We start from the raw sequence: 24304 nt of genomic DNA on the forward strand, positions 1-24304 counted from the left end.
GACAAAATGAAAAATATAAAGTTATTACTCTCTGTTCTATTCTTTGCGACTTTCAGTTGCAACAATGATGGCGATGTTATAAAATCAACCGATGGTCAAGGGAGTATTATACGCTTTGGAGGTAATATTATTATGACGAAAGCAATTGTCGACAATACAGCTTTTCCCGACAACTCCCAGGTCGGGATATTGGGTTGGGGATATAATAAAAACAATTCCGGAGGAAATATGACTCTCCGCAAGGACCTCAACAACTCTCCCTACACCAAAACCACCGGTAGCAATGAATTTACCTGCGATACCCATGCCCATTACCCCATCAACCCCGACACCTTACTAAACTTTTACGCTTATTACCCTTACACCGAAGCAGCGACAGCCGCTCCGTTAAATATCCCCTTTGACCTGAAAAAACAAGACGACATCATGTGGGCAACTCCCGTACTGGACCGAGATAAAACAACAAGTGATGAACCAGTCAATCTCTCTTTCAACCATATCCTTTCCGCCATTACACTTAAATTCAAGAAAGCGGATGATATTAAGGAGGAGATGATCCTGCTAAGCATTTCGATGGAGAACTATCCGTCAACCATACAACTGAACGTACAAACTGGCAAGCTAAGTGTCGCTCCCTCAATTACGCCTTATACACTTATCGACAACCTGAATAAAGAAATAACTCCGAACGAAGAAACAATCGTTACCAACTATCTTCTTTACCCGGTAGAGAAACCTGTTTTCATTGTCCGGATGAGTAACAAAGATTACCGCATCGAATCGACAAAAGCATTCGAAGGAGGAAAAAAACAAACCTACTCTTTCACCATACAAGCCCAGGACATCAGCATCTCAGGCAGTATCAATCCTTGGCTGGACGGTGGCACCAGCGATGAAACAGTTTATTTCTAAGCATCATTTTTTACACACTCCAGAGTCACCCAACAATAAAACTCCTGGAATCCCTGTATTTATCAGCATCTTCAGGTGACGCTGTCCTGCAAAAGCAGCGTCACCCGAAACTATTTCGGATTCACCCCATGGCCTTATCCCTAAACAAGCTAAAACAACATCCTGTTTTGAATGCTTAGAGGAAATACTAGGAAATCTATCGGTTCAGAATTTGTCAAAAGTGAGCTATCTTGTCCCCGTGCTTGACACGGGGCCGCAGAAGAACCAGCAGTATCAAAAGATACATATAGGATACGGTCTGTGCCTTTGCGATCCCGTGTCAAGCACGGGAACGGGATAGCTCAATTATTTCTATAAGTAATCCTTTTATACTATATCACACTAATACAAAATATATAGCTAATTATCAACGAACAAGTAAGCCTTTAACCTTTCGACCAAGGGAAAACAACAAGTTGACCTAGGTCAACTACATATTTCACCCAGGTCAACTAATAGTTTCACCTGGGTCGAAAAGTTAGAAAGTAAGAGGATTTGAACTAACCTCCGCTTATATCTGCGGTAAACAATTATAAGCTTTCGGATAAAAACAGACAGTACCACCGGTGATCCCATTCCAACAGGGTGGCGTCACCTCAAAACCCTGATGAATACAAAGATAAAAGGCCTCACCCGGAGAGTGAAGTCTTATTTCGTAAAACTTTTTCAGGAAAACTATTTTTCCTGCTCCTGACGAATATACAAACGATCGGTCAAAACATTCGTATAAGTCTGAACCGGGATATCATCGTAATCTGTCAGTTCACCGAGAAGGAGCAACTCTGCATTCTCCATCCACGGACGAAAAGAAATCTCTTTTTTATAGTTTACCTCCTGCAACAAGGTTGGAGCACTTTTCAACACTACATAAGCATTTTTATCGGCCACCTGTTTGCCCTGAAAAGCAATCGTGCGCTCATACATTTTATGTTTATTCGCCCCGTTGATACGGATGGGTGACAAACGAAGCAGGTAATTGTCCTTGCGCAAAACGGGAGTCAGTATCAATGTCTGATAACGTCCGACAGACAGGCCGCTCAGCAAAATATCCATATCCAGTTTTAAAAGGTTACCTTCTACCTCTGCCTTATTCTGTTTGATATTAATCAGGCCGTTATAAGTAGTAGCCGGAGCTTCCGTCTGTGACTGTGCCTGAACCGGGAACAGCAGTGCGACCAGCAGAAAAATAAATATATAGACCGGAGTTTTCATCGTTCACTTATTTAATTATATATACAATACTGACACCGAGTTTAGTCGGTCCGAAATAGTTATTACGGTATTTATAAGCCGGTTCCTTATCCGCAGGGTAAGCCGACTTGTCATACTCAAAATGCAGGAAGCCGACTCCCGCCGAAAACTCGATGTTCCAATGCGGAGAAAGATACAACTGATATCCGTAAGAGATACCACCGCCATAGGCATTGCCGTCGTAAGCAAAATCCTTTTTCATCACCGACATGAAATTCACATGAGACATATCGTAGTCCATATAAACACCATGAACTCCGAAATAATGGCCGTTAAACTTTTCATGCAGCCAATAACGTGCCTCGGGTTGCACCATCCAATGCTGCCACGACTTGTCGCTCGCAACATCCCAGCCATTATAATTGCCGGAGATATCCAGCGACCAGTGTCGGTTGAAAGCAACTTCGGCACCCAGGTTCACTGTTGCAGTTGCATCATACAAAATATTAGACTTGACTGCCACAGTCTGCGCTTTCGCTCCCCACCCGATACCGCACAACAACAGTGCGATGAATAATACTTTTTTCATATCAGTGTCTTTTCTCTACATGCTTTAAAATCTATTAGCACACAAAGATAGAAAAAAGAAATATAAAACATTAGAGACAACCAAATTATACGTAACTTTGTAATTTAAATAATAAGGCATGAGAATCAAATATTATATATATAGCGTTTTGTTCGCGCTATTACTGGGAAGTTGCAGTAAAGAAGACATCGAGATAAAAGGACCAGCCAAACGAACAGTACTTGCTTATATGATTGCCAGTACCAATCTTGGTAGTGATATACGTGCCAATATCAGACAAATGATTACAGTCGCCTCCAACAAAGCACTCAACGGAGGAAATCTGGTTGTATATTATTCGGAAAGCAAAAGCAGATCTTATTTGTTCCAGATAAAAGAAGACAAGAAAGGGAATATAGTAACAGACACCGTCCGTTTTTACGAAAACCAAAGTGCTATCCTGCCGGAAACTATGTATAAGGTGATCAAAGAAACAACAGAATTGTTTCCAGCAGAAAGTTATGGTCTGGTATTATCCAGCCATGGCACATCGTGGCTGCCAGGTAATTTCAGTTCTTTACGTTCTTTCGGAGAAGAAAACGGCCAATATATGGAAATAACCGAAATGAACGAGGCACTGGAAGGCTTTCATTTCGACTTCATGTTGTTTGATGCTTGTTATATGAGCGGCATTGAATGTGCTTATGAGTTGAAAGACAAAACGGATTATTTCCTGGGATCGCCGACCGAAGTCCTTGCCCGCGGATTTCCTTATGAAGATTTCCTGCCTGCCTTGTTTAAAGACAAAGCCGATCTGGAAGCAGTTACCAAAAGTTTTTATGAATACTACAGCAATAACGATTATGCTCCATACGGCACAGTATCTCTGATAAAGACAAGCGAATTGAACGAATTGGCACAAATTGTCAATGACATATTAAAAGACAAAACAGAAGAGGATATTTATGCTCTTTCTTTGTCGAATATGCAGATACTTGAATATCTTACTGTCAGGCAGCCGCATATGCTTTATGACTTCGATGATTTTATCAAGTATCTAGCAAACGACGAACAGTATCAACGTTTTACCGCTTGTATGGAAAAAGCGGTCATCAGCAAATATGCAACACCTTATTCATACTATGCAGCATTATATGGAGCAAGAAAAATCAAGCGTTTCTCCGGCCTGTCGGTCTTCGTGCCCCAATCCTCTCTGACGAAGTTGTCAGACTGGTACAAGCAGCTTGCCTGGTATAAGGCGGTTTATTAACTAAAAACAAAAGTAGCTGTGAAGGGACTATGGTTAAAGTCTCCTCATAGCTACTTTCACCCCATTATAGACTCGCTATATTATTCAGCTTTTTGCGTATATCATCCCAAGTTACCTTATTCTGCTTCTTCGAAGCTTCGATCATCTTCTTTTCATAAGCTAGTTTAGGTATTTCCACTTTGGCAAATTCGATCAACAACTCAGTACCTTTCACCAAATTATCCCAATCTTGTTTACGTTCTTCCGGAGACATAACATCCAATCTTGCCTTGTGTTCTTCAAAATAAACACGCCGCCCGTCTTCATCAAGATCCATAAAACGTACGAAATCCTCATACATTTCCTGCGTTGGAAATAAACTTCTATATTCCGGATGCGATTCTAAATATTCTTTATTATCCATAAATTACTCCTCCATCTCTTTAACTAAAGCATTATACCAATCAAGAATAACATCTATATTCTTCATTATTAAATCTTTTTCCTGATCAGAATGATCATTCATCTGTCCTGAATAGTTCATAAAAAGGCTTTCCAGGAATCCTTTTCTACGTTTAAATTCTTCTTCTTTCATAGGCATTACAATTATTTTGATTAATGTTCTATGCCCATTGGAGATATTACAAAGGTAAAGCATCCAAACATCTTCAACAAACATAAAGCGATTTATTAATAAACTACTTATCCACATTCTTTTACCGGACAAGGAATACCTGTTTATATCTTTTTACTGTGCCGCTGGTATGATACAATTCGGCATAGAAGATATAAACACCTGTCTGTAGTTGCCTCCCGGACAGGGCATAACCGTCCCAAGTTAATTTTCCCGTCAAACCCAGCAGTTCGTGATTAGCAATTTGTGCTACACGCTGACCGGCGATATTGAAGACAAAAGCACGGCAGTTATATCCCGGCTGGTCCAGATAATAGGATATAGTATAATGGCCGGCACTTTCATCCCACTGCGGTGTCTTGATGCCGGTCGGTTCATCCGGAGTATCCGGATCATCGGGCAGAGAAATATCCGATTGTGAATTAGGATAACCGGGAGTACCATAACCCACTGTAGCAGATGCAGAGGTCCAGTTCGAAGGCGATTGCGTTCCCGCATCGGGATCGATCCGTTCCAGGGAGACACCTTTCTGATCCTTTATCGAAGAGGCATGCCATTTGGAGGTATAGGAAACTTCATCGATCACTGTTCCGTCTTTGGTCCGGAACAGGACAAGCGTAGAGGAAGTATTCGCCAATATAGGAAGTTTGGGGACTTCAAACAATGAAGACGGAGACTGGATTGTGTAAAAATCGGTAACGCCCTCCAAGTTCTTCGTCAACAACACATAACCATCCGCCTCGATTGTTACTGTAATGGAGGATAACGGGTAGCGGGTATTCAATGTTCCATCGGCTTTCCTGACCGCGACCGATAAGCCGGATACCGGCAAGGCACGATCGGAACGGTTGTACAACTCGATATATTCGCTACCACCGGCAAAAGGGTTGGGAAGAAGTTCGTTAAAAACAAACTCTCCCGGTTCGACGGTAATATCAGGGAGAGACGGATCGTCAGGAATATCCGGCTCGTCGGGGTCGTCAGGTGTAACAGGTTTATCCGGTTCATTGGGTTTTTCCTCACCTTTACCGGACGAGTTAACAGAGCCGGGAGTTCCGCCACGCGGATCGGAAGAGAGATGCCAACCGGACGAAGAACGCTCCCAGGATTTGGCGGGGGTGGCTTTTTCATAGGTTACTTCATCAATCAGGTTATTATCGCCATCAAACAGCTGCAACAACTTTCCAGTATTAGCCAGTGCGGACGGGAAATTATCCAACGGGACCTTCACCGCTGAAAGATCAGCCACAATATCCCTGCCGGAGCGATAAAGTACCGCATACCCTTTTGCGGGAATTTCAAAGGTCGTCATAGGCTTCGCTTTTCCACCATATGAAAATTGCCAGTCTGTAAGCACTAATACATTCTCTGTAGTGTTATAAAGTTCTACATATTCTGTTTTCGGCAACTCTTCCAGTCCCTTGGGATCGGCCATTATTTCATTAATAAGAATAGAGCCTGATTCAGATGGTTCCTCACCTTCGTCTTCTTCCTCCACTTTTACTTTCTCTGAATAGCTGTCAAGTGTATTCCCTTTCTCATCCGTTACGCCGGAATAGGAAATTGTATAAATCTCTCCTGTCTTCATTTCTTCCGGATAATGAGTATTTACAACCTTCCGGCTTTCATCAGCATATACAATACGGTCAGCATTCCCTATGTCGGAAATAGAAAATACAGCCTGCTCCGTTTTAACCGGAAGATCAAACACAAATTGTAAATCAGAGAGAGTCAAAGGTTCTATTGACAACAGTTTAGGCAAAGTGATATCGGGTTTTGAAGGATCTTCAGGTTCTTCAGCCGGATGCAGAGGCGTTTCCGTCAGCTCATGACGGACCAAAATATTATCAAAATAGAAAAACATGTTTTTAAGGGACTTAGCTTTGCAATAACAAATGATATTAAGACTACCGGAATCACGGATATCCTTCAAATTCTTATCATCCAACTCTCCTTCTTTTATATAATAATCTTCATCAGACATTCGAGTATAAAGAGTCCAACGGTTACATTCTTCCAAAACCAGCTTAATATGAACCATTCTCCCATCCATCCGGCGAGCACCTTTAATCAATCGCTGCGCATTCCCTTTTGGAGGCCATTTATAAAAAGATACATTATCATCATTACTTCCAACTTGAATATAATACAATAAATCACTTGGTTTATCAGTTCTATATAAATAAATACATGCTTTATTAAAATTAGACGGTTTAAAAGCTAATGTAATATCCATCTCCCACTCCATTGTCCGACCAAAAAGAATTGGTGTATGAAACGGATAATTACCGGTCAGACCAGAGCCGTCAAACGCCAATTGTCTTTCCTCATTAATTACATATCTACTAGAATCATCAATCCACGGATTATTCGAACCGATCTCCGGACCATCAAATGTTTCTGTAAACTGTGCGAATGCACAAACAGGAAGCAATACAAGGATAAAAAGAATAAATTGTTTCATAGTTATATAGTTTTGTTATAAAATTATCTATCTTTGCACGCTAATAGCTTACAACTATTATTGTGTTCGATTTTGGATGCGGTAAAGTTATAACAATTTTTTTATATTACAATTTAATTAGTGCTCAAAATGAAAGTAGCAATTGTTGGCGTGAGTGGTGCTGTAGGACAAGAGTTCCTGCGCGTGCTCGACGAAAGAAACTTCCCAATGGATGAGCTGGTGCTTTTTGGCTCATCTCGTAGTGCCGGACGTGTTTATACCTTCCGTGGTAAACAGTACACCGTTAAGGAGCTTAAGCATAACGACGACTTTAAGGGAATCGATGTTGCTTTTGTTTCGGCCGGTGGCGGTACATCTATCGAATTTGCAGAAACCATTACCAAACATGGTACTGTGATGATCGATAACTCCAGCGCATTCCGTATGGATAACGATGTGCCTTTGGTAGTTCCTGAAGTGAACCCGGAAGATGCACTGAATCGTCCGCGCGGTATCATTGCCAATCCGAACTGTACTACCATCCAGATGGTCGTTGCATTGAAGGCAATCGAAAAGGTATCGCACATTAAACGTGTACATGTATCAACTTATCAGGCCGCCAGCGGTGCGGGTGCAACAGCTATGGCCGAACTGATCAAGCAGTACGAACAACTGTTGAAGGGCGAAGAACCTACTGTAGAAAAATTCGCTTATCAGCTGGCCTACAACGTGATTCCTCATGTTGATGTGTTCACTGAAAACGGTTATACGAAAGAAGAAATGAAGATGTATAACGAAACACGCAAGATCATGCACTCCGATATCGAAGTAAGTGCCACTTGTGTTCGTGTTCCGGTTATGCGTGCCCATAGCGAAGCAACCTGGATTGAAACAGAACGTCCTATCAGCGTAGAAGAAGCACGCAAAGCTTTTGCTGAAGGCGAAGGAATCATCCTGCAGGACGATCCGGCAAACAAGGACTATCCGATGCCGCTGTTCGTTGCAGATAAAGAACCGGTTTATGTTGGCCGTATCCGCAAGGATATCAGCAACCCGAACGGTCTGACATTCTGGACTGTAAGCGACCAGATTAAGAAAGGCGCTGCCCTGAACGCTGTTCAGATTGCCGAATACCTGATCAAGGTGAAGAATATAGGATAATAATCTTACAATCTTTCTATATAGAAAGGGACGGTCTGTTGGAGATCGTCCCTTTCGTTTTTTATCATGTTTATCTTTCATGAACGATAAAACAAATGCCATTTTATCTTTTATAATCGACAAAATAGGACTACATTTGTCTTGTACAAAAGATAAAATAGCATGGAAAAGAATGTAATAAAGTCTCTAATCATTGAATATCAGCAATTCGTTGAGAAAATAACACTGATTGAACGAGATATTCATTTATCAGATCAGCTAAACTATGTATTTGTTGGTCTTCGTCGTGCAGGTAAATCTTATCTGATGTATCAACAAATACAACATTTGTTGAGAGAAGGACACTCAATAGAAGAAATTCTTTATTTCAATTTTGAGGATGATCGCCTGATAAACCTAAGCGTTGAAGATCTCGATCTTATAAAAGTTTGTTATGAAGAGCTTTATGCACATCGTCCTATCTTCTTTCTGGATGAAGTTCAGATTGTGACGCATTGGGAGAAGTTTGCCCGTCGGCTAACAGATCTGAAATATCGGGTGTATATTACTGGAAGCAACGCCAAAATGTTAAGCAGTGAGATTGCAACAACACTTGGCGGCAGGTTTATTATACAGAATGTATATCCTTTTTCATTTCGGGAATATCTAAAAGCCAATGACATAACTGTTGAACCAGCCTGGTATTTCAAAAACCGCACGGAAATAGTTCGTTCATTCTCTGATTATTTTTATTTTGGCGGATTACCGGAATTAGAATTGATAGAAGAGATAGAAAAGCGCCAATGGTTAAGCAATTTATTCAATAAGATATTTTTTGGTGATTTGATAACACGCTATTCTATCCGAAACGATTTAGCCATGAAAGTCCTAATCCGTAAGTTGGCGGAAAGCGTAAAACAACCCTCTTCATTCAACCGGTTGTCAAACATCGTTTCATCCACAGGAGTCAAAGTCACCACAGATACCGTTATCGATTATCTGGAGTTTTTGCAAGCAACATGGTTGATCTTTTCTATTGAGAATTATGCCAGTAAATTAGTAGAGAAAGTATCCAATCAGAAATACTATTTCATCGACAATGGCCTGTTGAATCTATTTCTGATAGACCCGGAAACCTCACTGCTAGAAAATTTGGTAGCTATCAGCCTAAAAAAGAAATACGAAGAAGAACTTTACTTTTATCATCAGAACATTGAAGTCGACTTTTATATACCGACAAAGAATCTGGCTGTACAGGTATCATATAGCCTGAAAGAAGAGGCAACACGCAAACGCGAAATAACAGCGTTATTAAAAATAGCCAAAGTCATGGATGTTGACAAACTACTCATCATTACTCACGATGAAGAAGAAATGATTGTGGAAGACGGAAAAGAGATCGCTGTTGTTCCGATTTGGAAATGGCTACTTGAACAGGACAGTCTGTTGGAAAACAGGTAGTGTCGACAGACGCCCGGAAGGAATGGATTAGTCTTCTGAACGAACCGACGAAGCCAAATGTAGAGTCAGCAAAATGCCAAAGTTTATTCATATCACATCTGTGATACAAAAGAAACTCAACTGTGATACAAACAAAATCCATCTGTGATATGAAAGGAACACAGATGTGATATGCATTAATCTGTGTTCCCTGAATAGTTATCCGTATCTGTTTACCCCATTTTCCAGGTTTCCGTCACATTCCTTCAGCATAATAGCTTTCAGTTCTTCCGCTTTCTCCGGATATTTATCAATCACGTTCTTGCGCTCCTGCGGATCGTCAGACAAGTTGTACAACTCATAAACACCTTGTTTTCTGTAATAACGGAGTTTCCAGCCATCGTTCATAACAATGCCCGGTCCGAGATTGGAGCCATATACGACATACCGTTTCGGATCTGTTTGCTTCCCATTCAGCAAAGTAGGCAGGAAAGAGATACCGTCTTTCTTTACCGGGAGCGAAACGTTTAGCAGATCAGCCATCGTAGACAGGAAGTCGTAATTGGAAACCAATTCCTTGCTTTTCACGCCGGCCGGTATCAATCCTTCACCGTAAAAGATCAGCGGGATATGTACGCCGCCATCCAGATTACTCCGTTTCAGTCCGGCCATCCCGGCATTCCCGTTAAAAATATCGCCTGCCAGGTCGCTGTAATACTTATCTGTATAGTCATCAAACAATTGGCCGGTTTGCAGGTTCTTATAAGGTTTTTCACATCTTCCTTTCTGCGAATAATAAATCTCATGCCCGTTATCGGCGGCAAAGACTATAATCGTATTCTTATCCAACCCCAGATCACGAAGCTCATTCATAATTATCCCCACATGATCATCCAGCAACTTAATCATAGAAGCATATTCTTTTTCTATCGGTGTTAACTCAGGGTTGGCTGCCAACTCCGGGTGAACGGCCGGGATAGCTACCGGACCATGCGGCAACTGGGTCGGATGAAACAGGAAAAAAGGCTTATCCTTATTCTCGCGGATAAAAGACAGCATCTTATCCAGAAAAAGGTCCTGCGAATAAACAGCTTTACCATTTCTTTCCCATCGCTCCCGCAAAGTCTCATCTGTTTCATTTTCCGTACTCTTCCCACAGTTCGGAAGAGTATTCCCGTCAATCGTTACAATCTCACCGCTGTCAAACAGAAACGGCGGATAAAAACCATGGCAACGTACATGGTCGAGATAACCGTAATAATAATCCCACCCATGTTCCTTCATCTGTTTGCGGGTAGCCGTAAAACCCCATTCCAGCTTTCCGATCTCGGCGGTTACATAACCAGCTTTCTTAAATACCTGGGGAAGATAACAGTCGCCTTCCCCTAGAAGAATATCCCCATCATCTATCTCTTTCTCAAGAGCCGGAATCAATGAGAGGTTATCAGTCGGAGGAATAAACTGTCCTCCCTTCGATATCATCCATTTATCCGGATGGCAATCGTGATAACCGGTCAGCAGAGAGGCTCTTGCCGGAGCTGACAACATACAACCGTATGCATTATCGAAAGAAGTCCCCCGGGTAACCATCGCATCAATATGAGGTGTCGTGAAATGCCGTTGACCATAAGCGGACAGCATACCTTTTCCCATATCGTCGGCATAGATATAGATAACATTAGGTTTAACCAGCTGCTGCGCCTGTACATAATCGGATATGGAAACGCCTGCCAGAGACAAAACCGCTACAAATGAAGAGGAGAGAGTTTTATTCATAAATCGATCTTTAAAGCTATAGTATTGCGCCAAAGATACAAATTTACCTGTTAACTTTCACTTCATAAGGCATATCAACCGAAGTTTTCCCTGCCAACAGATAGAGCTGTTTTCCGAGAGTAAACCGTATAATAACCGTGATTTTCCTGTTCTATTATTTAAGGTAAACAGAATGGATAAGAATTCTTTCATCAGAAATCTTACCCATTTCATATGCAATCAATGATGGAACAAACGTACCCCTGTAAACGCCATCGTTATGCCATATTTATCACAAGTATCGATCACATGGTCGTCACGAACGGAACCGCCTGCCTGTGCGATATATTCGACACCGCTTTTGTGAGCACGTTCGATGTTGTCACCGAAGGGGAAGAAAGCATCTGAGCCCAATGCTACCCCTTTCAGGGTGTCCAGCCAGGCACGTTTCTCTTCACGAGTCAGCACTTCCGGTTTTTCGGTGAAGAACTGTTGCCAGATACCGTCGGCCAAAACATCTTCGTGGTCATCGCTGATATATACGTCGATTGTATTATCGCGGTCGGCACGACGGATCTTTTCGATCCAGGGCAGGTTCATTACTTTCGGATGCTGGCGGAGATACCAGATGTCGGCTTTGTTTCCGGCCAAACGGGTACAATGGATACGGCTCTGCTGACCGGCACCGATACCGATAGCCTGTCCGTCTTTTGTATAGCAGACAGAATTACTCTGCGTATATTTTAATGTAATAAGGGCAATGATAAGATCGCGTTTGGCAGCTTCGGAAAATTCCTTATTCTGAGTCGGGATATTTGTCAGCAGGCTTTCGTCTAGTTTAATCTCGTTACGTCCCTGTTCGAAAGTGATACCGAACACATCTTTATGTTCGATCGGAGCCGGCTTATAAGACGGATCGATCTTAATCACGTTATACGTTCCTTTTCGTTTGTTCTTCAGAATTTCTAAGGCTTCCGGGGTATAACCGGGAGCGATGACACCGTCGGAAACTTCACGGTTGATCAGGCGGGCAGTAGCTTCGTCGCAAGTATCGCTCAAAGCGATAAAATCGCCGTAAGAAGACATGCGGTCTGCACCACGGGCACGGGCATAAGCGGTTGCCAAAGGAGTAAGAGGCAGGTCGTCTACAAAATAAATTTTCTTCAGGGTATCGCTCATCTCGATTCCCACAGCGGCACCCGCCGGACTAACATGCTTAAAAGATGCGGCAGCCGGTAGTCCGGTAGCCTCTTTTAGTTCTTTCACCAATTGCCAGCTATTGAAAGCGTCCATGAAATTGATATATCCGGGACGGCCGTTCAATACCTCTATAGGCAATTCCCCCTGCTGCATAAAAATGCGCGACGGCTTCTGGTTGGGGTTACAGCCGTACTTCAGTTCTAAAGAGTTTTTGTTTTCTGTGCTCATATTGCTTGTTATATATGATTCTATCTCATCTCCGCCATTCCTTCTTCAAGGGTATGAGGAGTATAGCCTAATTCACGTTTTGCTTTTTCGATGCTCAGTCCGCTGAAACGGGGACGCGGAGTCGCTTCGTTCATTTCTTCGGTGGTGACCGGGATAATCAATGAACGGTCCAGCTTGAAATAATCGGCAACACGGTAAGCGATATCGGCTATCGAAAGGCATTCGCCTCCACAAATATGCCAGATACCGTTTAGAGAAACATGCATCAGTTTTTCTACTCCGATAGCGATATCCTCTACCCAAGTCGGTGTACGGTACTGATCGGAAACGACCCGTATCTGCTGACCAGCTTCCAGGCGGTTCTTTACCAGTTGCAAAATATTGCCATGTTGCCCCGGCAATACTTTTCCGTAGACAACGACCACGCGGACATTCGCATAATTACTGCAATTGGCAGCCACGGCCAATTCTCCCTGATATTTCGACAGGCCATAATAATTCACCGGAGCCGGAATATCTTCCTCGATGTATAAAGAACGATTCTTTCCGTCAAAGACAAAATCGGTCGACAGATGAATAAAACGGCTACCTTCCTGTTCACAGCAACGCGCCATATTTTCAACGGCAAGTACATTGGCGGCATGCGCCTCTTCATGATGGGACTCACAATAATCGGGTACGGAAAGTGCGGAAGCATTTATCACGACATCAGGACGCATCTCCCCGATCAATCGCCCGATGGCCGGATGATCATTGATATCCGCCTGAACGAAACGGGTATTACTCTCCGGCTGAATATCTTTATGCAGGGAGCATCCTGTCAGTTCATACCCACCACACAGGGACAGATGTTGCAAGATGCGTCTGCCTGTAAAGCCGTTTGCTCCAATTATCAGCGTTTTCATCAGAATGAATATATTAATACACCTAATATACGGTGATTGGTTACTGAATGGGTATCACGAATACGTCCGTCGGCAAGTGTACGGTCGCCATACCAGGCCAGAGACGGGCTGTACTCCACTCCTAGTTTCCAGTGAGGCAACACATACGACAGTTGCAAATTAGTGGTAAAGACCTGATCCACATCGAGTCCCACTCCATAAGTCGGTCCGACAATATCCTTGCCTGCCCCCAGGTTTTTCAAATACCCTACAAACAATCCGGGTTGCCATTTCTTGCCATACACCACGTTCAACCAGGTCATTAAATGACGGTAAGACGTATACTCCTGTTCGCCGGTACGTTTGTCTATACTGCTGACGCCATAACCACCCAGCATACAGAGATGAGCCAGATTCTCTCCCATAATCGTCTTTGCCGAAATCTTCCAGTTATCATCCGTATAACGGGCATGCGCCTCGACAGAAACGGAGGTAACACGCTCTTTTACCTTATAAGTCTTATCACCGACTTCGGATTTTATACGTGGTGCCAACGAAATAAGATCGGCACCAATACCCACCATCCAATTGTTGGTTTTATAATCGACACCGGCATAAAATTCCGGTACACAACTATTCTTTATATATTCCTCGCTCTTTCCGTTCGGTCCGGTAGACAGATACTGCAACTGCCAGATAGCCGCCCCCGTCAGGCTCCACCCCTGATTGGTATAACGATAGCGAAGCATCGGGTTACGGCTGAACGGCTGGAAAGGTGCTCCGGTGGAAAGGTTCAACATTTGTGGAAAGATATCACCGAATAATGGGTGCCAGGTCTGTCCGATCAGGACAGCCGATTTTCCCCAATCCAGATTTACATAGGCATGCCGCACACGAATCATGGCAAAGTTACTTCCCGAACCACGGAAATCCACTTCCAATTTAGCGGTTGTCTTAGCTTTGCCAACACTCGGTCCTGCCACATCAATCCCCAAGCGGGAATACAACAGGTAAAAGCTACCGTTTGCCGTAGCATTCAAATCATTACCATCTGCATCCGGAGAGATATCTTTCGGATAGAGATGAAACAAACCGTCTACTATCTCGGAATTGGCCCGGGAATTATAGAACAAGTCACCACGAACCTGTCCGTAAAACGTATACGAAAAATTCTTCTTCTGTGCATAACCGGACGTTACAGCTAACAATCCGGCCAATAAAAACATACCTAGTCTCGTTCTCATTTAAAAGCGTTCAAATTAGAAATAATACATAACCAATCCCAATATGCGGTGATTGGTTATGGCGTGAGTGTTTCCCACTTTACCGTTCTTCTGGTCGATCGTTCCATACCAGGCCGTTGCCGGAGAATATTCCAGTCCGATCTGCCAGTGAGGCAGATTATAAGAAAAATTCATATTTACCGTCAGCAACTGATCGATATCCAGTCCCATTCCGTAAACTGTTTTCGAGGCTGTCAGCTCATCATCCGTCCCCAGGTTCTTGGTGTATCCCAGGAATAGTCCCGTTTTCCATTTCGTGCCATAGGTGAAATTCGCCCAGGTTGTCGAATGACGGAAAGGAGTATATTCCTGCTCGCCGGTCTTCGGATCGACAGAACTAATGCCATAGCCGCCGATCAGGGCCGTCTGGTCCAGACAGGAAGCCATCAGGCTTTTGGCTGCAAAGGTATAATTACGGCCGGTATATTTCAAGTGAGCTTCGTATGAATATGTCGTCATACGCTCATTTACTTTATATACTTTGTCATTTATCTCAGAAGTCGTACGGGGTTTTAAAGAAATAAGGTGAATACCGGCTCCTGCCAGCCAGCCATTGCCGGACGTATAATCGGCTCCTACATAAAACTCCGGCACACAACTATTCTTTATATAATCTTCGCTCATCCCTTTCGGACCGCTCGACGTGTATTGCAACTGCCATATAGCCGAAGCGGTTAGTTTTACATTACCTGCCTTGTATTGATAACGAATCTGCGGACTGCGGTTGAAAGGTTGGAAAGGTGCGCCTGTCGACAGATTCAACATATCCGGAAATACGGAACCGAATAACGGATGCCAGGTATGACCGATCAATACATTACTCTTATCCCAATCCAACGCTACCCATGCTTGGCGGATACGCAACATAGTCGTACTTCCCGAAAAGCCGCCGAAGTCAGTCTCCAGACAAGCTGAAGTACGAGCCGAGCCGACATTCGGGCCGGTCACACTCAATCCCAGGCGGGAAGTGAACGTATAAAAACTACCGTTGGGAGTCGCATTCAAGTCTTTCCCGTCAGCATCCGGTTTTTCATCCAAAGGGAAAAGGTAGAAGTTTCCGTCTACCGGAGCCATATTTGCACGGGTGTTGTAGAACAGGTCACCACGTACAAAACCATAAAACTTGTAAGTGAAGTTTTTCTTCTGGGCAGTTGCGGAAAACAAAGTCAGCATACTTACCAATAGCAGAGCCAGCTTTTTCATCGTTGTCGTTTGTTATCTATTTGTCTAGTTTGAAGGCGCAAAGGTATATATTTTTGTTTATTCAATTTGAAGAACGAAATATTATTTGTTACTTTGCTTCCAAGTTGTAAGCCTGAAAGGCCAAAATGATTAATAATGTAAACTACATAAAGAATTATGAGTACTAAAAAGTTTTTATTGGAGGAGAAAGACATACCTACAGCCTGGTATAACATTGTGGCTGACATGAAGAACAAACCACTTCCTATTTTAAATCCGCAGACAAAGCAACCGTTGAAGGAAGAAGACTTGTATCCTTTATTTTCCAAAGGTGCTTCACACCAGGAAATGAACACGACAGATGCATGGATTGAAATACCGGAAGAAGTTCGCGAATTATATAAGGTATGGCGTCCGACTCCGCTAGTTCGTGCTTACGGGCTGGAGAAGATGCTGGATACTCCTGCACATATCTACTTTAAGAACGAAAGCGTCAGCCCGATCGGTTCGCATAAACTGAACTCGGCTATCGCACAGGCTTACTACTGCAAACAGGAGGGTATTACCAATATCACTACGGAAACAGGTGCCGGACAATGGGGTGCCGCCCTATCCTATGCCGCCAAGGCTTTCGGCCTGGAACTGGCTGTATATATGGTAAAGATCAGCTATCATCAGAAACCTTATCGCCGCTCTATCATGCAGACATTCGGTGCACAAGTGATCGCCTCTCCGAGTATGAGTACGAAAGCGGGACGTAAGATTCTGACCGACCATCCCAACTATCAGGGTAGCCTGGGTACAGCTATTTCGGAAGCGGTAGAACTGGCAATGCAAACTCCGAACTGCAAATATACATTAGGTAGCGTATTGAACCACGTCATGCTGCATCAGACTGTAATCGGCCTGGAAGCAGAAAAGCAGATGGAAATGGCCGGCGAATATCCGGACGTTGTAATCGGTTGCTTCGGTGGCGGTTCAAACTTCTCCGGTATTACATTCCCCTTCCTGCGTCATAAACTGACGGAAGGAAAAGATGTACGCGTTATTGCCGCCGAACCTGCTTCCTGCCCGAAACTGACACGCGGACAGTTCCAGTATGACTTCGGTGACGAAGCCGGCTACACACCGCTCATCCCGATGTTCACGTTAGGACATAATTTTGCCCCGGCAAATATCCACGCAGGTGGTCTACGTTACCACGGCGCCGGTTCTATTGTCAGCCAGTTGATGAAAGATGGTTTAATGAGCGCATACGATGTAAAACAGTTGGACACATTCCAAGCAGCCACCATGTTTGCCCAGGCGGAAGGTATCATTCCGGCTCCGGAATCATCACACGCTATTGCCGTTGCTATCCGCGAAGCACTGGAAGCGAAAGAAGAAGGTAAAGCCCGTACGATCCTGTTCAACCTGTCCGGTCACGGATTGATCGACATGGCTGCTTACGACCAGTATCTGGCCGGCGACCTGACAAACTACGAAGTAACAGATGAGGAAGTTGCTAACAATTTGTCAGAATTGGAAAAGATCATCAAATAAGAGACCTATTTACCAAAATAAAAGTGGCGCTAATAACAGGGACTCACGTCTTTTGTTATTCGCGCCACTTTCGTGTGTGTCTATGAATGTTTTAAAATAGGTATTATGAGAAAATTTCCTCATAATTGGTTGCCGGAACAAGCATTTTCTGTGTGTTCAGGCTATAATCTTTCTTCTTTTTGTCCCACATTCCGTATTCGGAAGTGATATTTCCGTCTTCATTATACTGATATGTAATCAGATAATAAGGATCCCATGTCTCTTTTGCCTGATTCCAGCGGTACGCTTTTTTCTCAGCGACTTTGCCGTTATCATTGTAGGCGAATTCATATTTCACCTGTTTGTTCAAAAGCCCTTCTTCCTGTAGGAATATTACTTTTGAAACGATCTTTCCGTTCTCTTCCTTCGTATCATACAGATAGTTTCTGGGAGAAGCGGCACTCATTGCCAGACTGCAAACGAACAAAACAACAAATGACAAAATTTCTTTTCTTAAAATCGAAGCTTTCATAAATATATTACTTATAAGATTTACTTTCAAATTGCGTGCAAATGAACACAGTTTTCGGGTAATAACCAAATATATTCTGACATATTGATAGCACAATAGCCTTATTTAACTATTTTAAACTACACCCAAACACATACAAAACGGCACACAGCTTACAATTTATAAGAAAAACGATTTACAACATCAAAACAACATTGTTTTTAGTCTCTATTTTCTTAATAAGCCAAAAGAAAAAGCCAACTTACTTACGAATTGACACTAATAGTTTTTTTCATCATCAGCTGCATTATTCAGAACTAAATATACACTCACGATTGTTATTTAGAAATAAAAGAAGGATATTAGCATCCAAATTAAATCGGTATATCATGGAGAGAAATATTTTTAAACTGGAAAATGACCAATTGAAAGAGATTGCTCTTTCATTGCGACAGAAAGTAGAAGAAGGTCTGGCAAAAGACGGCCAGGAGATACAATGTATCCCGACATTCATCACCCCCAAAAGTACAAACATAAACGGTAAAGCCCTCGTTCTCGACCTGGGCGGTACGAATTACCGGGTGGCAACAGTCAACTTTAATAACGACAAACCGACTATCCATCCTGAAAACGGCTGGAAAAAAGATCTGTCGGTAATGAAAACTCCCGGCTTCACCCGTAACGAACTGTTCAAGGAACTGGCTGACCCTATCGGAGAGATCAAGCGGGAACAGGAAATGCCGATCGGTTATTGCTTCTCGTACGCAGCCGAATCGCTTCCCGACGGGGATGCCCGGTTGTTGCACTGGACAAAGGGAGTGCATATCAAAGAAATGCTCGGACAGCCGGTAGGGAAACCTCTGCTCGACTATCTGAATGACAGAAATACCCCCGGGTTTACAAGCATAAAGGTTCTTAATGATACAGTAGCCAGCCTGTTCGCCGGACTTACCGACAGTAGTTATGACGCCTATATCGGACTTATAGTCGGAACGGGAACCAATATGGCGACCTTTATTCCTGCCGAAAAGATTACAAAATTACCCTCTTCCGTACAGGCACACGGGCCAATCCCTGTCAATCTAGAATCAGGAAACTTCCATCCCCCTTATCTGACAACTGTCGACGACACGGTCGATGCCTGCTCCGACAGCCATGGCATGCAACGTTTTGAGAAAGCCGTCTCCGGCATGTATCTGGGAGAGATATTGAAATCGACCTTTCCGCTGGATGAATTCGAAGAAAAGTTTGATGCGCAGAAGCTGACGACTATCATGAATTATCCGGATATTCATAAAGATAAATATGTACAGGTTGCCCACTGGATATATAACCGTTCCGCACAATTGGTCGCTGCTTCGCTCGCAGGACTGGTCTCTTTATTAGTTTCCTATAATAAGGATATCAAAAAAGTATGCCTGGTAGCCGAAGGAAGTATGTTCTGGAGTATTAACAGGAAAGATAAAGATTACAATGTGCTCGTAATGGAAGAACTGGAAAAGTTACTGAATGAGCTTGGAATAGGCGATGTGAAAGTTCATGTGAACAAAATGAATAATGCGAATCTGATAGGGACGGCTATTGCGGCATTGTCCTGATAAGAAAACGAGGGTATATCAATCAGTTGAAATACCCTCGCTATTCTTTATACTCTTCCTAAAAATTCATCTACCGTATAATTCAGGAAATTATTAAAAGGCAGTAACTCTTCGAATCGCTTTAAGGTCTGATCCATCCAGTCGTCCGCCATAAAGAACTCGTCCGGCAAGTTGGCAGCAAAACAGAAATCTTTATGCTTCATGATCTCGTCATATTTGAAATCGGTCGGATAACCAGCCGGCATACGCTTCAGTACCTCCCCTTCCATCACCGGAAAGGCTTCCTTAAAGGATGGCTTTTCAATGATACCGACAAACTCGTCGATGTGATCGTAAATATCCTGGCGAAGCATTTTCAATAATTTAGGCGGAGGACACCATACGCCACCGGACAGCATACAGGCACCCGGTTCGAGATGGATATAATATCCGCCCCGCTCGCTGGCACGTCCGCCCTGGGCCATATAAGCTGCAAAATGAACCTTATAAGGTGTCTTGTCCGGCGAAAAACGCAGATCGCGGTAGATGCGAAACTGGCAATCCTTCGATGCCAGGCCTGCTACCTGCGGATCGAACAGGGCAATCCGGTTGATTACTTCCTGCACTTCGTCGATAAATCCTTTGTGCAGGACATCGAAGCGGTCCTTGTTTGCCTGGAACCACTCCCGGTTGTTGTTTACGCTTAATTCCTTCAGGAATTGTATAATCTCTTTATTCATATTGTCTGTCTGTTTTACCCACAAAGATAGAGAATAATATCATTCATTCTTCCAGTTTCTGTCGGTACGGAAAGGAGCGACCGGCAAACCTTCCTTGCTGAACAGGTTGCCGATGGTCGCATCATCGAAACAATAGTGCACCACGACAGGCTTCTTCACTTTGGAAGAGGTTACAACGACCGTATTATCTTTGATCCGGACTTTGGCAGGCATAAAGACACCATCTTCGCCGGCTATCATGAACCCGGTAATTTCCTTATCTTTACACATCAAACCGTTACCGGCATGCAGGAAAGAGATGACAGCTTTGTTCTTATCGATGGTCATACTTTCAAACAGAGGGCTTTCATATCCGGAATCGAGCCGGCCGTATATCTTGCCCAATGCCATATTCGCCAGACGTTGTCCTACACTTTGCTTATCGGTCGGATGGATATTCTTTACATCTGCCACACAATCTGAAACAGCGACCATCCCGGCCCCCGGAACCGTACGGGCCACCCATTCCTGATGCTCGCGAACCAAAGCAGCGCCATTATCGCCGGCATTATAGGTAAACGGTGCGATCTGCACCAGATAGAACGGAAAGTCTTTTTTGAAACTCTTACGCCAGCTCTCGACCATCGTTTTCAGCAGGATTCCATACGAATCCGGATGATCGCGGTTGGATTCGCCCTGATACCAGATAGCGCCGGCAAGGGCATAAGGCACGACCGGACTGATCATCTGATTATACAGTACACCCGGCTCTACGGGCCACCAGGGATATGTTTTATCGGGCATTACATCACGTATCCGGGGATTGTTCATTACCTGTTCTTCGGGGACCCATACCTCGGCCGGAGTACCTCCCCAGGCAGATACGATCAGGCCGACAGGGACATTCAGGTCTTTTTGCAAGTCACGTCCAAAGAAGTAAGCTATAGCGCTGGTACTCTTCATTCTGTCAGGGGTACAGGGTGCCCACGATGCTTCGCAATTATTCTGCGGGGTTGCAGCCCCGCGTTTGGGAATATGGAAGAAACGGATATTCGGATAATTGGCGGCGGCGACCTCTTCTTCGCTGTTGTCGATACCGTGCATCGGAGTCCATTCCATATTGGACTGGCCGCTACACAGCCATACTTCGCCCAGCATGACATCTTTCAGTTCGCGGGTACCATCGCCCAAGACCGATAAGGTATAGGGACCGCCCGCCCCGATCGTTTTCAGGGTGGTATCCCAGGTTCCGTCCGAACGGACGACAGTCGTTGCCGTATCCTGCGGAGCCCAGCTTCCGACAACTTTGATTGTAGCACTTGCAGATCCCCAGCCCCACACGGGCACTTCACTTTTCTGCTGTAACACCATATGGTCGGTAAAAACAGCCGGCAGACTGACCTGTGCCTGCATACCGGCAACCAGAAGGGACAGACCGGCGACTATCCCTGTAATTCGTGTAAGTTTCATGTATCTCTTTGTATTTGATTAACGGATAACAAATGTACAACAAAAACTAGAACGAGAATCCCAGATTCAAATAAAATTGAAGGCTGGTGTTTTGATTGGACATGCTGAAAGTTGCGCTTAGCGGTCCCGCAATGCTGTTATACGCATATCCGAGACTTCCGCCCCACACGTTTTTCCCTTTCAGCAGGTGGAAGAAGTCATCATGATGAATCGCATAGTTACCGATCAGGGAAATATAGTTATTCCCTGCAATACGCTGACGAAAATGCAGGCGGGCAACGGCTACTGAGTTATCGAAGATCTCCATCCGATTGATTCCGGCAAACGGCAGCTGCTGGGGCACATACCGTCCTTCGACCTCGCCCCCGACCGCATTCAGGAAAGGATAAGCCAGATTCCCACCGATCAGTACGCGGCCATACAGAGAAGGCAGGATACTGAAATGGGAAGTAACAGGTATGACAGAAGTGAAATTCAGACCGACCGCAGAGAACGGTGCATGCCCGTTATAACTGACGAAATTGTCCGTATAAAAAGAATAGTCCGCTTTCAGGGAAACGCCTTTGGTCGGGAAATACCGCTTGTCGAACGTCTCCAGATGTGCCATAGCGAAATAACTGATAAAACCTTCCGGCTTTACCTCGTATTGGTTATTATCACCGGTATAGAGAAAGAAATTATAATCATAATATTCATAACGCAATCCCAGCTTGAACTTAAAATTCAGCCAGTTCATATCCGAATAGCCGAACTCGGCAAAATGATGGGTATAGCTGGTATTGAATGTTTTATCGCCTTTCTTGTAGATATCCAGATCCTGGTAAGTGAACTGGTAGGCCAGGTTCAGGTTGCGCAAAGGATTCCTTTCGATGGCATAATCCAGGCGGGCAAACGAAGTCTTCCCCCCGACACGCCCGGTAAATCCCAGCTTCGAATGGTTGCGGGCCCGGTGATCGAAAGTGGCATTCACCAAGACGCCGATGACCTCTTCCGAATCGAAACGCACACCCAGGTTCACAGAGCTGACTGATTTTTTTTGTGCCGTCAGCACCAAATTCTGCTGTTGCTCGCCGGTCAGCATATAATCTACATTCGAATAGGCATTGGAGCCGATCAGCACAGACATGGCATGATGGAGTTCGTGCAACGTGATCCGGCTGTTTTCCCGCAAACCACTGATCTTCATCAACCACTTTTCGTCCCTCGGATCGGTACCGACAAAGGAGATCGTCCGGATATAGAAACTGTCGGTAGGCAGCGCGGGGTAAGATTTCCGGACATGTCCATGCTCTTCCGGACAGGAATCTTCCGCTATTCCTATTTTCTCTTTCAGTGCAATGATCTCATCCCAATGGGCATAGGCTTCCTGCTCTCCGCGACGGATCAGCGTATCGAGTGCAACCGTACTAAAGCTGGCGGCATTATAAGAGGTCATATTCGGGCGGAGCAACAGGTCGGTCTGCTCCTTATTACGTGCATATTTATCATGTCCGTGTAAGGCGATAATCTGCCCGATCACATCACCGGGACTGTTCAGCTTGTCAAGCGTCTTCAAATCACTGGTACCCAGGTCTACACCGATAATCACGTCGGCGCCCATCTCCCGGGCGACATCTACCGGGAAGTTATCGTTCAACCCGCCGTCTATCAGCACCATACTATCCAGTCGGACAGGGGTAAACACTGCCGGAATCGCCATACTGGCACGCATCGCCAGCGGCAGGCTGCCTTTACGGAACACATAATCCTTCCCATCGACTGCATCCACAGCGACACAGGCAAAAGGTATATTGAAGTTTCTGAAATCTACGGAATCATGATAACCGATCGTCAGGTTGGAAAAGAGGTTCATCAGGTTCTGTCCTTTTATCATCCCTTGGATGACACGGTCTTTCTTATCTTTCCCAAAAGGCAGGGAAAGAATGTATCGTTCGGAGTTTTCCTTTTCCGGAAAGGTAAGGCTGCTTCGTTTGATCCGGTCGCTGAGCAGCATGGTCCAGTCTTGTTCCAACACCATCGTATCTATTTCCGCCGGCGTATACCCGATGGCATATAAGCCACCGACAATGGCGCCCATACTCGTACCCGCCACATAATCAATCGGAATACCGGCTTCCTCCAATACTTTCAACACCCCAATATGAGCTACACCTTTTGCACCCCCGCCGCCTAATACAACTCCAACCTTCTTCCGTTGAGCTGTCAGGGAAGGCAAAGCGACCAGTAACATCAGCAAAAAGCAAAGTAACTTTTTCATCTGCACACTATTTACGGCAAATGTAGTTCGTTTACGCTAAAGATGCAAACGAATCGGAGTTTACTGCATTTACTATACCAGATTCATAATTTATCATACGG

General features: G+C 44.2%; 20 protein-coding genes. 6 read left to right on the forward strand and 14 right to left on the reverse strand.

What is annotated here, in order from left to right:
* Positions 1-6 precede the first annotated feature (6 nt).
* Positions 7-912 (forward strand): fimbrillin family protein, encoded by a 906-nt coding sequence (locus C825_RS27065; RefSeq protein WP_010800858.1) that lies wholly within the window; start codon positions 7-9, stop codon positions 910-912.
* A 714-nt stretch (positions 913-1626) separates the two neighbouring features.
* On the opposite strand, the gene C825_RS27070 is transcribed toward C825_RS27065, so the two are convergent.
* The gene (locus C825_RS27070; protein ID WP_010800859.1) at positions 1627-2163 is read right to left on the reverse strand and encodes a DUF3868 domain-containing protein; all 537 of its coding nucleotides are present in this window, start codon (positions 2161-2163) and stop codon (positions 1627-1629) included.
* Positions 2164-2170: 7 nt separating this feature from the next.
* Entirely contained in the window at positions 2171-2731 is a 561-nt protein-coding gene (locus C825_RS27075) for a DUF3575 domain-containing protein (RefSeq protein ID WP_010800860.1), read from the reverse strand.
* Positions 2732-2849: 118 nt separating this feature from the next.
* Here C825_RS27075 and C825_RS27080 point away from each other — a divergent pair, with 118 nt between their 5' ends.
* On the forward strand, positions 2850-3980 hold the full coding sequence (locus C825_RS27080; RefSeq protein ID WP_010800861.1) for a clostripain-related cysteine peptidase: 1131 nt from the start codon (positions 2850-2852) through the stop codon (positions 3978-3980).
* Between the two features lie 64 nt (positions 3981-4044).
* Here the strand turns inward: C825_RS27080 and C825_RS27085 are convergent, their stop codons facing one another.
* From C825_RS27085 to C825_RS27095, 3 genes are read right to left on the reverse strand one after another with little or no spacing between them, the layout of a single operon-like run.
* The gene (locus C825_RS27085; protein WP_010800862.1) at positions 4045-4383 is read right to left on the reverse strand and encodes a hypothetical protein; all 339 of its coding nucleotides are present in this window, start codon (positions 4381-4383) and stop codon (positions 4045-4047) included.
* Positions 4384-4386: 3 nt separating this feature from the next.
* Entirely contained in the window at positions 4387-4638 is a 252-nt protein-coding gene (locus tag C825_RS27090; RefSeq protein ID WP_010800863.1) for a hypothetical protein, read from the reverse strand.
* Positions 4639-4675: 37 nt separating this feature from the next.
* The gene (locus C825_RS27095; protein WP_010800864.1) at positions 4676-7057 is read right to left on the reverse strand and encodes a lamin tail domain-containing protein; all 2382 of its coding nucleotides are present in this window, start codon (positions 7055-7057) and stop codon (positions 4676-4678) included.
* A gap of 129 nt (positions 7058-7186) precedes the next feature.
* Between C825_RS27095 and C825_RS27100 the strand changes: the two genes are divergently transcribed.
* Together C825_RS27100 and C825_RS27105 are read left to right on the forward strand one after the other, a co-directional pair.
* Positions 7187-8197 carry an aspartate-semialdehyde dehydrogenase gene (locus tag C825_RS27100; RefSeq protein ID WP_010800865.1) on the forward strand — a complete coding sequence of 337 codons (1011 nt, stop codon included), beginning with the start codon at positions 7187-7189 and terminating at the stop codon, positions 8195-8197.
* A 162-nt stretch (positions 8198-8359) separates the two neighbouring features.
* Complete coding sequence (locus C825_RS27105; protein WP_009860015.1) at positions 8360-9637, forward strand: ATP-binding protein; 1278 nt, start codon at positions 8360-8362, stop codon at positions 9635-9637.
* Positions 9638-9835: 198 nt separating this feature from the next.
* Here the strand turns inward: C825_RS27105 and C825_RS27110 are convergent, their stop codons facing one another.
* From C825_RS27110 to C825_RS27130, 5 genes are all read right to left on the reverse strand, one after another.
* On the reverse strand, positions 9836-11392 hold the full coding sequence (locus C825_RS27110; RefSeq protein ID WP_010800866.1) for a sulfatase-like hydrolase/transferase: 1557 nt from the start codon (positions 11390-11392) through the stop codon (positions 9836-9838).
* Positions 11393-11611: 219 nt separating this feature from the next.
* Positions 11612-12799, reverse strand: coding sequence for a phosphoribosylaminoimidazolecarboxamide formyltransferase (locus C825_RS27115; protein ID WP_009860017.1), 1188 nt, complete (start codon positions 12797-12799; stop codon positions 11612-11614).
* Between the two features lie 20 nt (positions 12800-12819).
* On the reverse strand, positions 12820-13707 hold the full coding sequence (locus C825_RS27120) for an SDR family oxidoreductase (RefSeq protein ID WP_173012297.1): 888 nt from the start codon (positions 13705-13707) through the stop codon (positions 12820-12822).
* Positions 13704-14927 (reverse strand): DcaP family trimeric outer membrane transporter, encoded by a 1224-nt coding sequence (locus C825_RS27125; RefSeq protein WP_010800868.1) that lies wholly within the window; start codon positions 14925-14927, stop codon positions 13704-13706. The genes C825_RS27120 and C825_RS27125 overlap by 4 nt, the downstream gene beginning before the upstream one ends.
* A gap of 15 nt (positions 14928-14942) precedes the next feature.
* Positions 14943-16169, reverse strand: a complete 1227-nt coding sequence (locus tag C825_RS27130) for a DcaP family trimeric outer membrane transporter (protein ID WP_010800869.1) — start codon at positions 16167-16169, stop codon at positions 14943-14945.
* A 156-nt stretch (positions 16170-16325) separates the two neighbouring features.
* Between C825_RS27130 and C825_RS27135 the strand changes: the two genes are divergently transcribed.
* Positions 16326-17690 carry a TrpB-like pyridoxal phosphate-dependent enzyme gene (locus tag C825_RS27135; RefSeq protein WP_010800870.1) on the forward strand — a complete coding sequence of 455 codons (1365 nt, stop codon included), beginning with the start codon at positions 16326-16328 and terminating at the stop codon, positions 17688-17690.
* 103 nt (positions 17691-17793) lie between these two features.
* On the opposite strand, the gene C825_RS27140 is transcribed toward C825_RS27135, so the two are convergent.
* Positions 17794-18201 carry a DUF3836 domain-containing protein gene (locus C825_RS27140; RefSeq protein WP_010800871.1) on the reverse strand — a complete coding sequence of 136 codons (408 nt, stop codon included), beginning with the start codon at positions 18199-18201 and terminating at the stop codon, positions 17794-17796.
* Between the two features lie 368 nt (positions 18202-18569).
* Here C825_RS27140 and C825_RS27145 point away from each other — a divergent pair, with 368 nt between their 5' ends.
* The gene (locus C825_RS27145; RefSeq protein ID WP_010800872.1) at positions 18570-19778 is read left to right on the forward strand and encodes a hexokinase family protein; all 1209 of its coding nucleotides are present in this window, start codon (positions 18570-18572) and stop codon (positions 19776-19778) included.
* A gap of 47 nt (positions 19779-19825) precedes the next feature.
* Here the strand turns inward: C825_RS27145 and C825_RS27150 are convergent, their stop codons facing one another.
* The 3 genes from C825_RS27150 to C825_RS27160 are packed head-to-tail and all read right to left on the reverse strand — an operon-like array spanning position 19826 to position 24203.
* On the reverse strand, positions 19826-20497 hold the full coding sequence (locus tag C825_RS27150; protein WP_010800873.1) for a DUF2461 domain-containing protein: 672 nt from the start codon (positions 20495-20497) through the stop codon (positions 19826-19828).
* Between the two features lie 39 nt (positions 20498-20536).
* On the reverse strand, positions 20537-21946 hold the full coding sequence (locus C825_RS27155; RefSeq protein ID WP_010800874.1) for a sialate O-acetylesterase: 1410 nt from the start codon (positions 21944-21946) through the stop codon (positions 20537-20539).
* A 46-nt stretch (positions 21947-21992) separates the two neighbouring features.
* Complete coding sequence (locus C825_RS27160; protein WP_010800875.1) at positions 21993-24203, reverse strand: patatin-like phospholipase family protein; 2211 nt, start codon at positions 24201-24203, stop codon at positions 21993-21995.
* Positions 24204-24304 lie beyond the last annotated feature (101 nt).

Source organism: Parabacteroides sp. ASF519, assembly GCF_000364265.2.
Taxonomy (GTDB): domain Bacteria; phylum Bacteroidota; class Bacteroidia; order Bacteroidales; family Tannerellaceae; genus Parabacteroides; species Parabacteroides goldsteinii.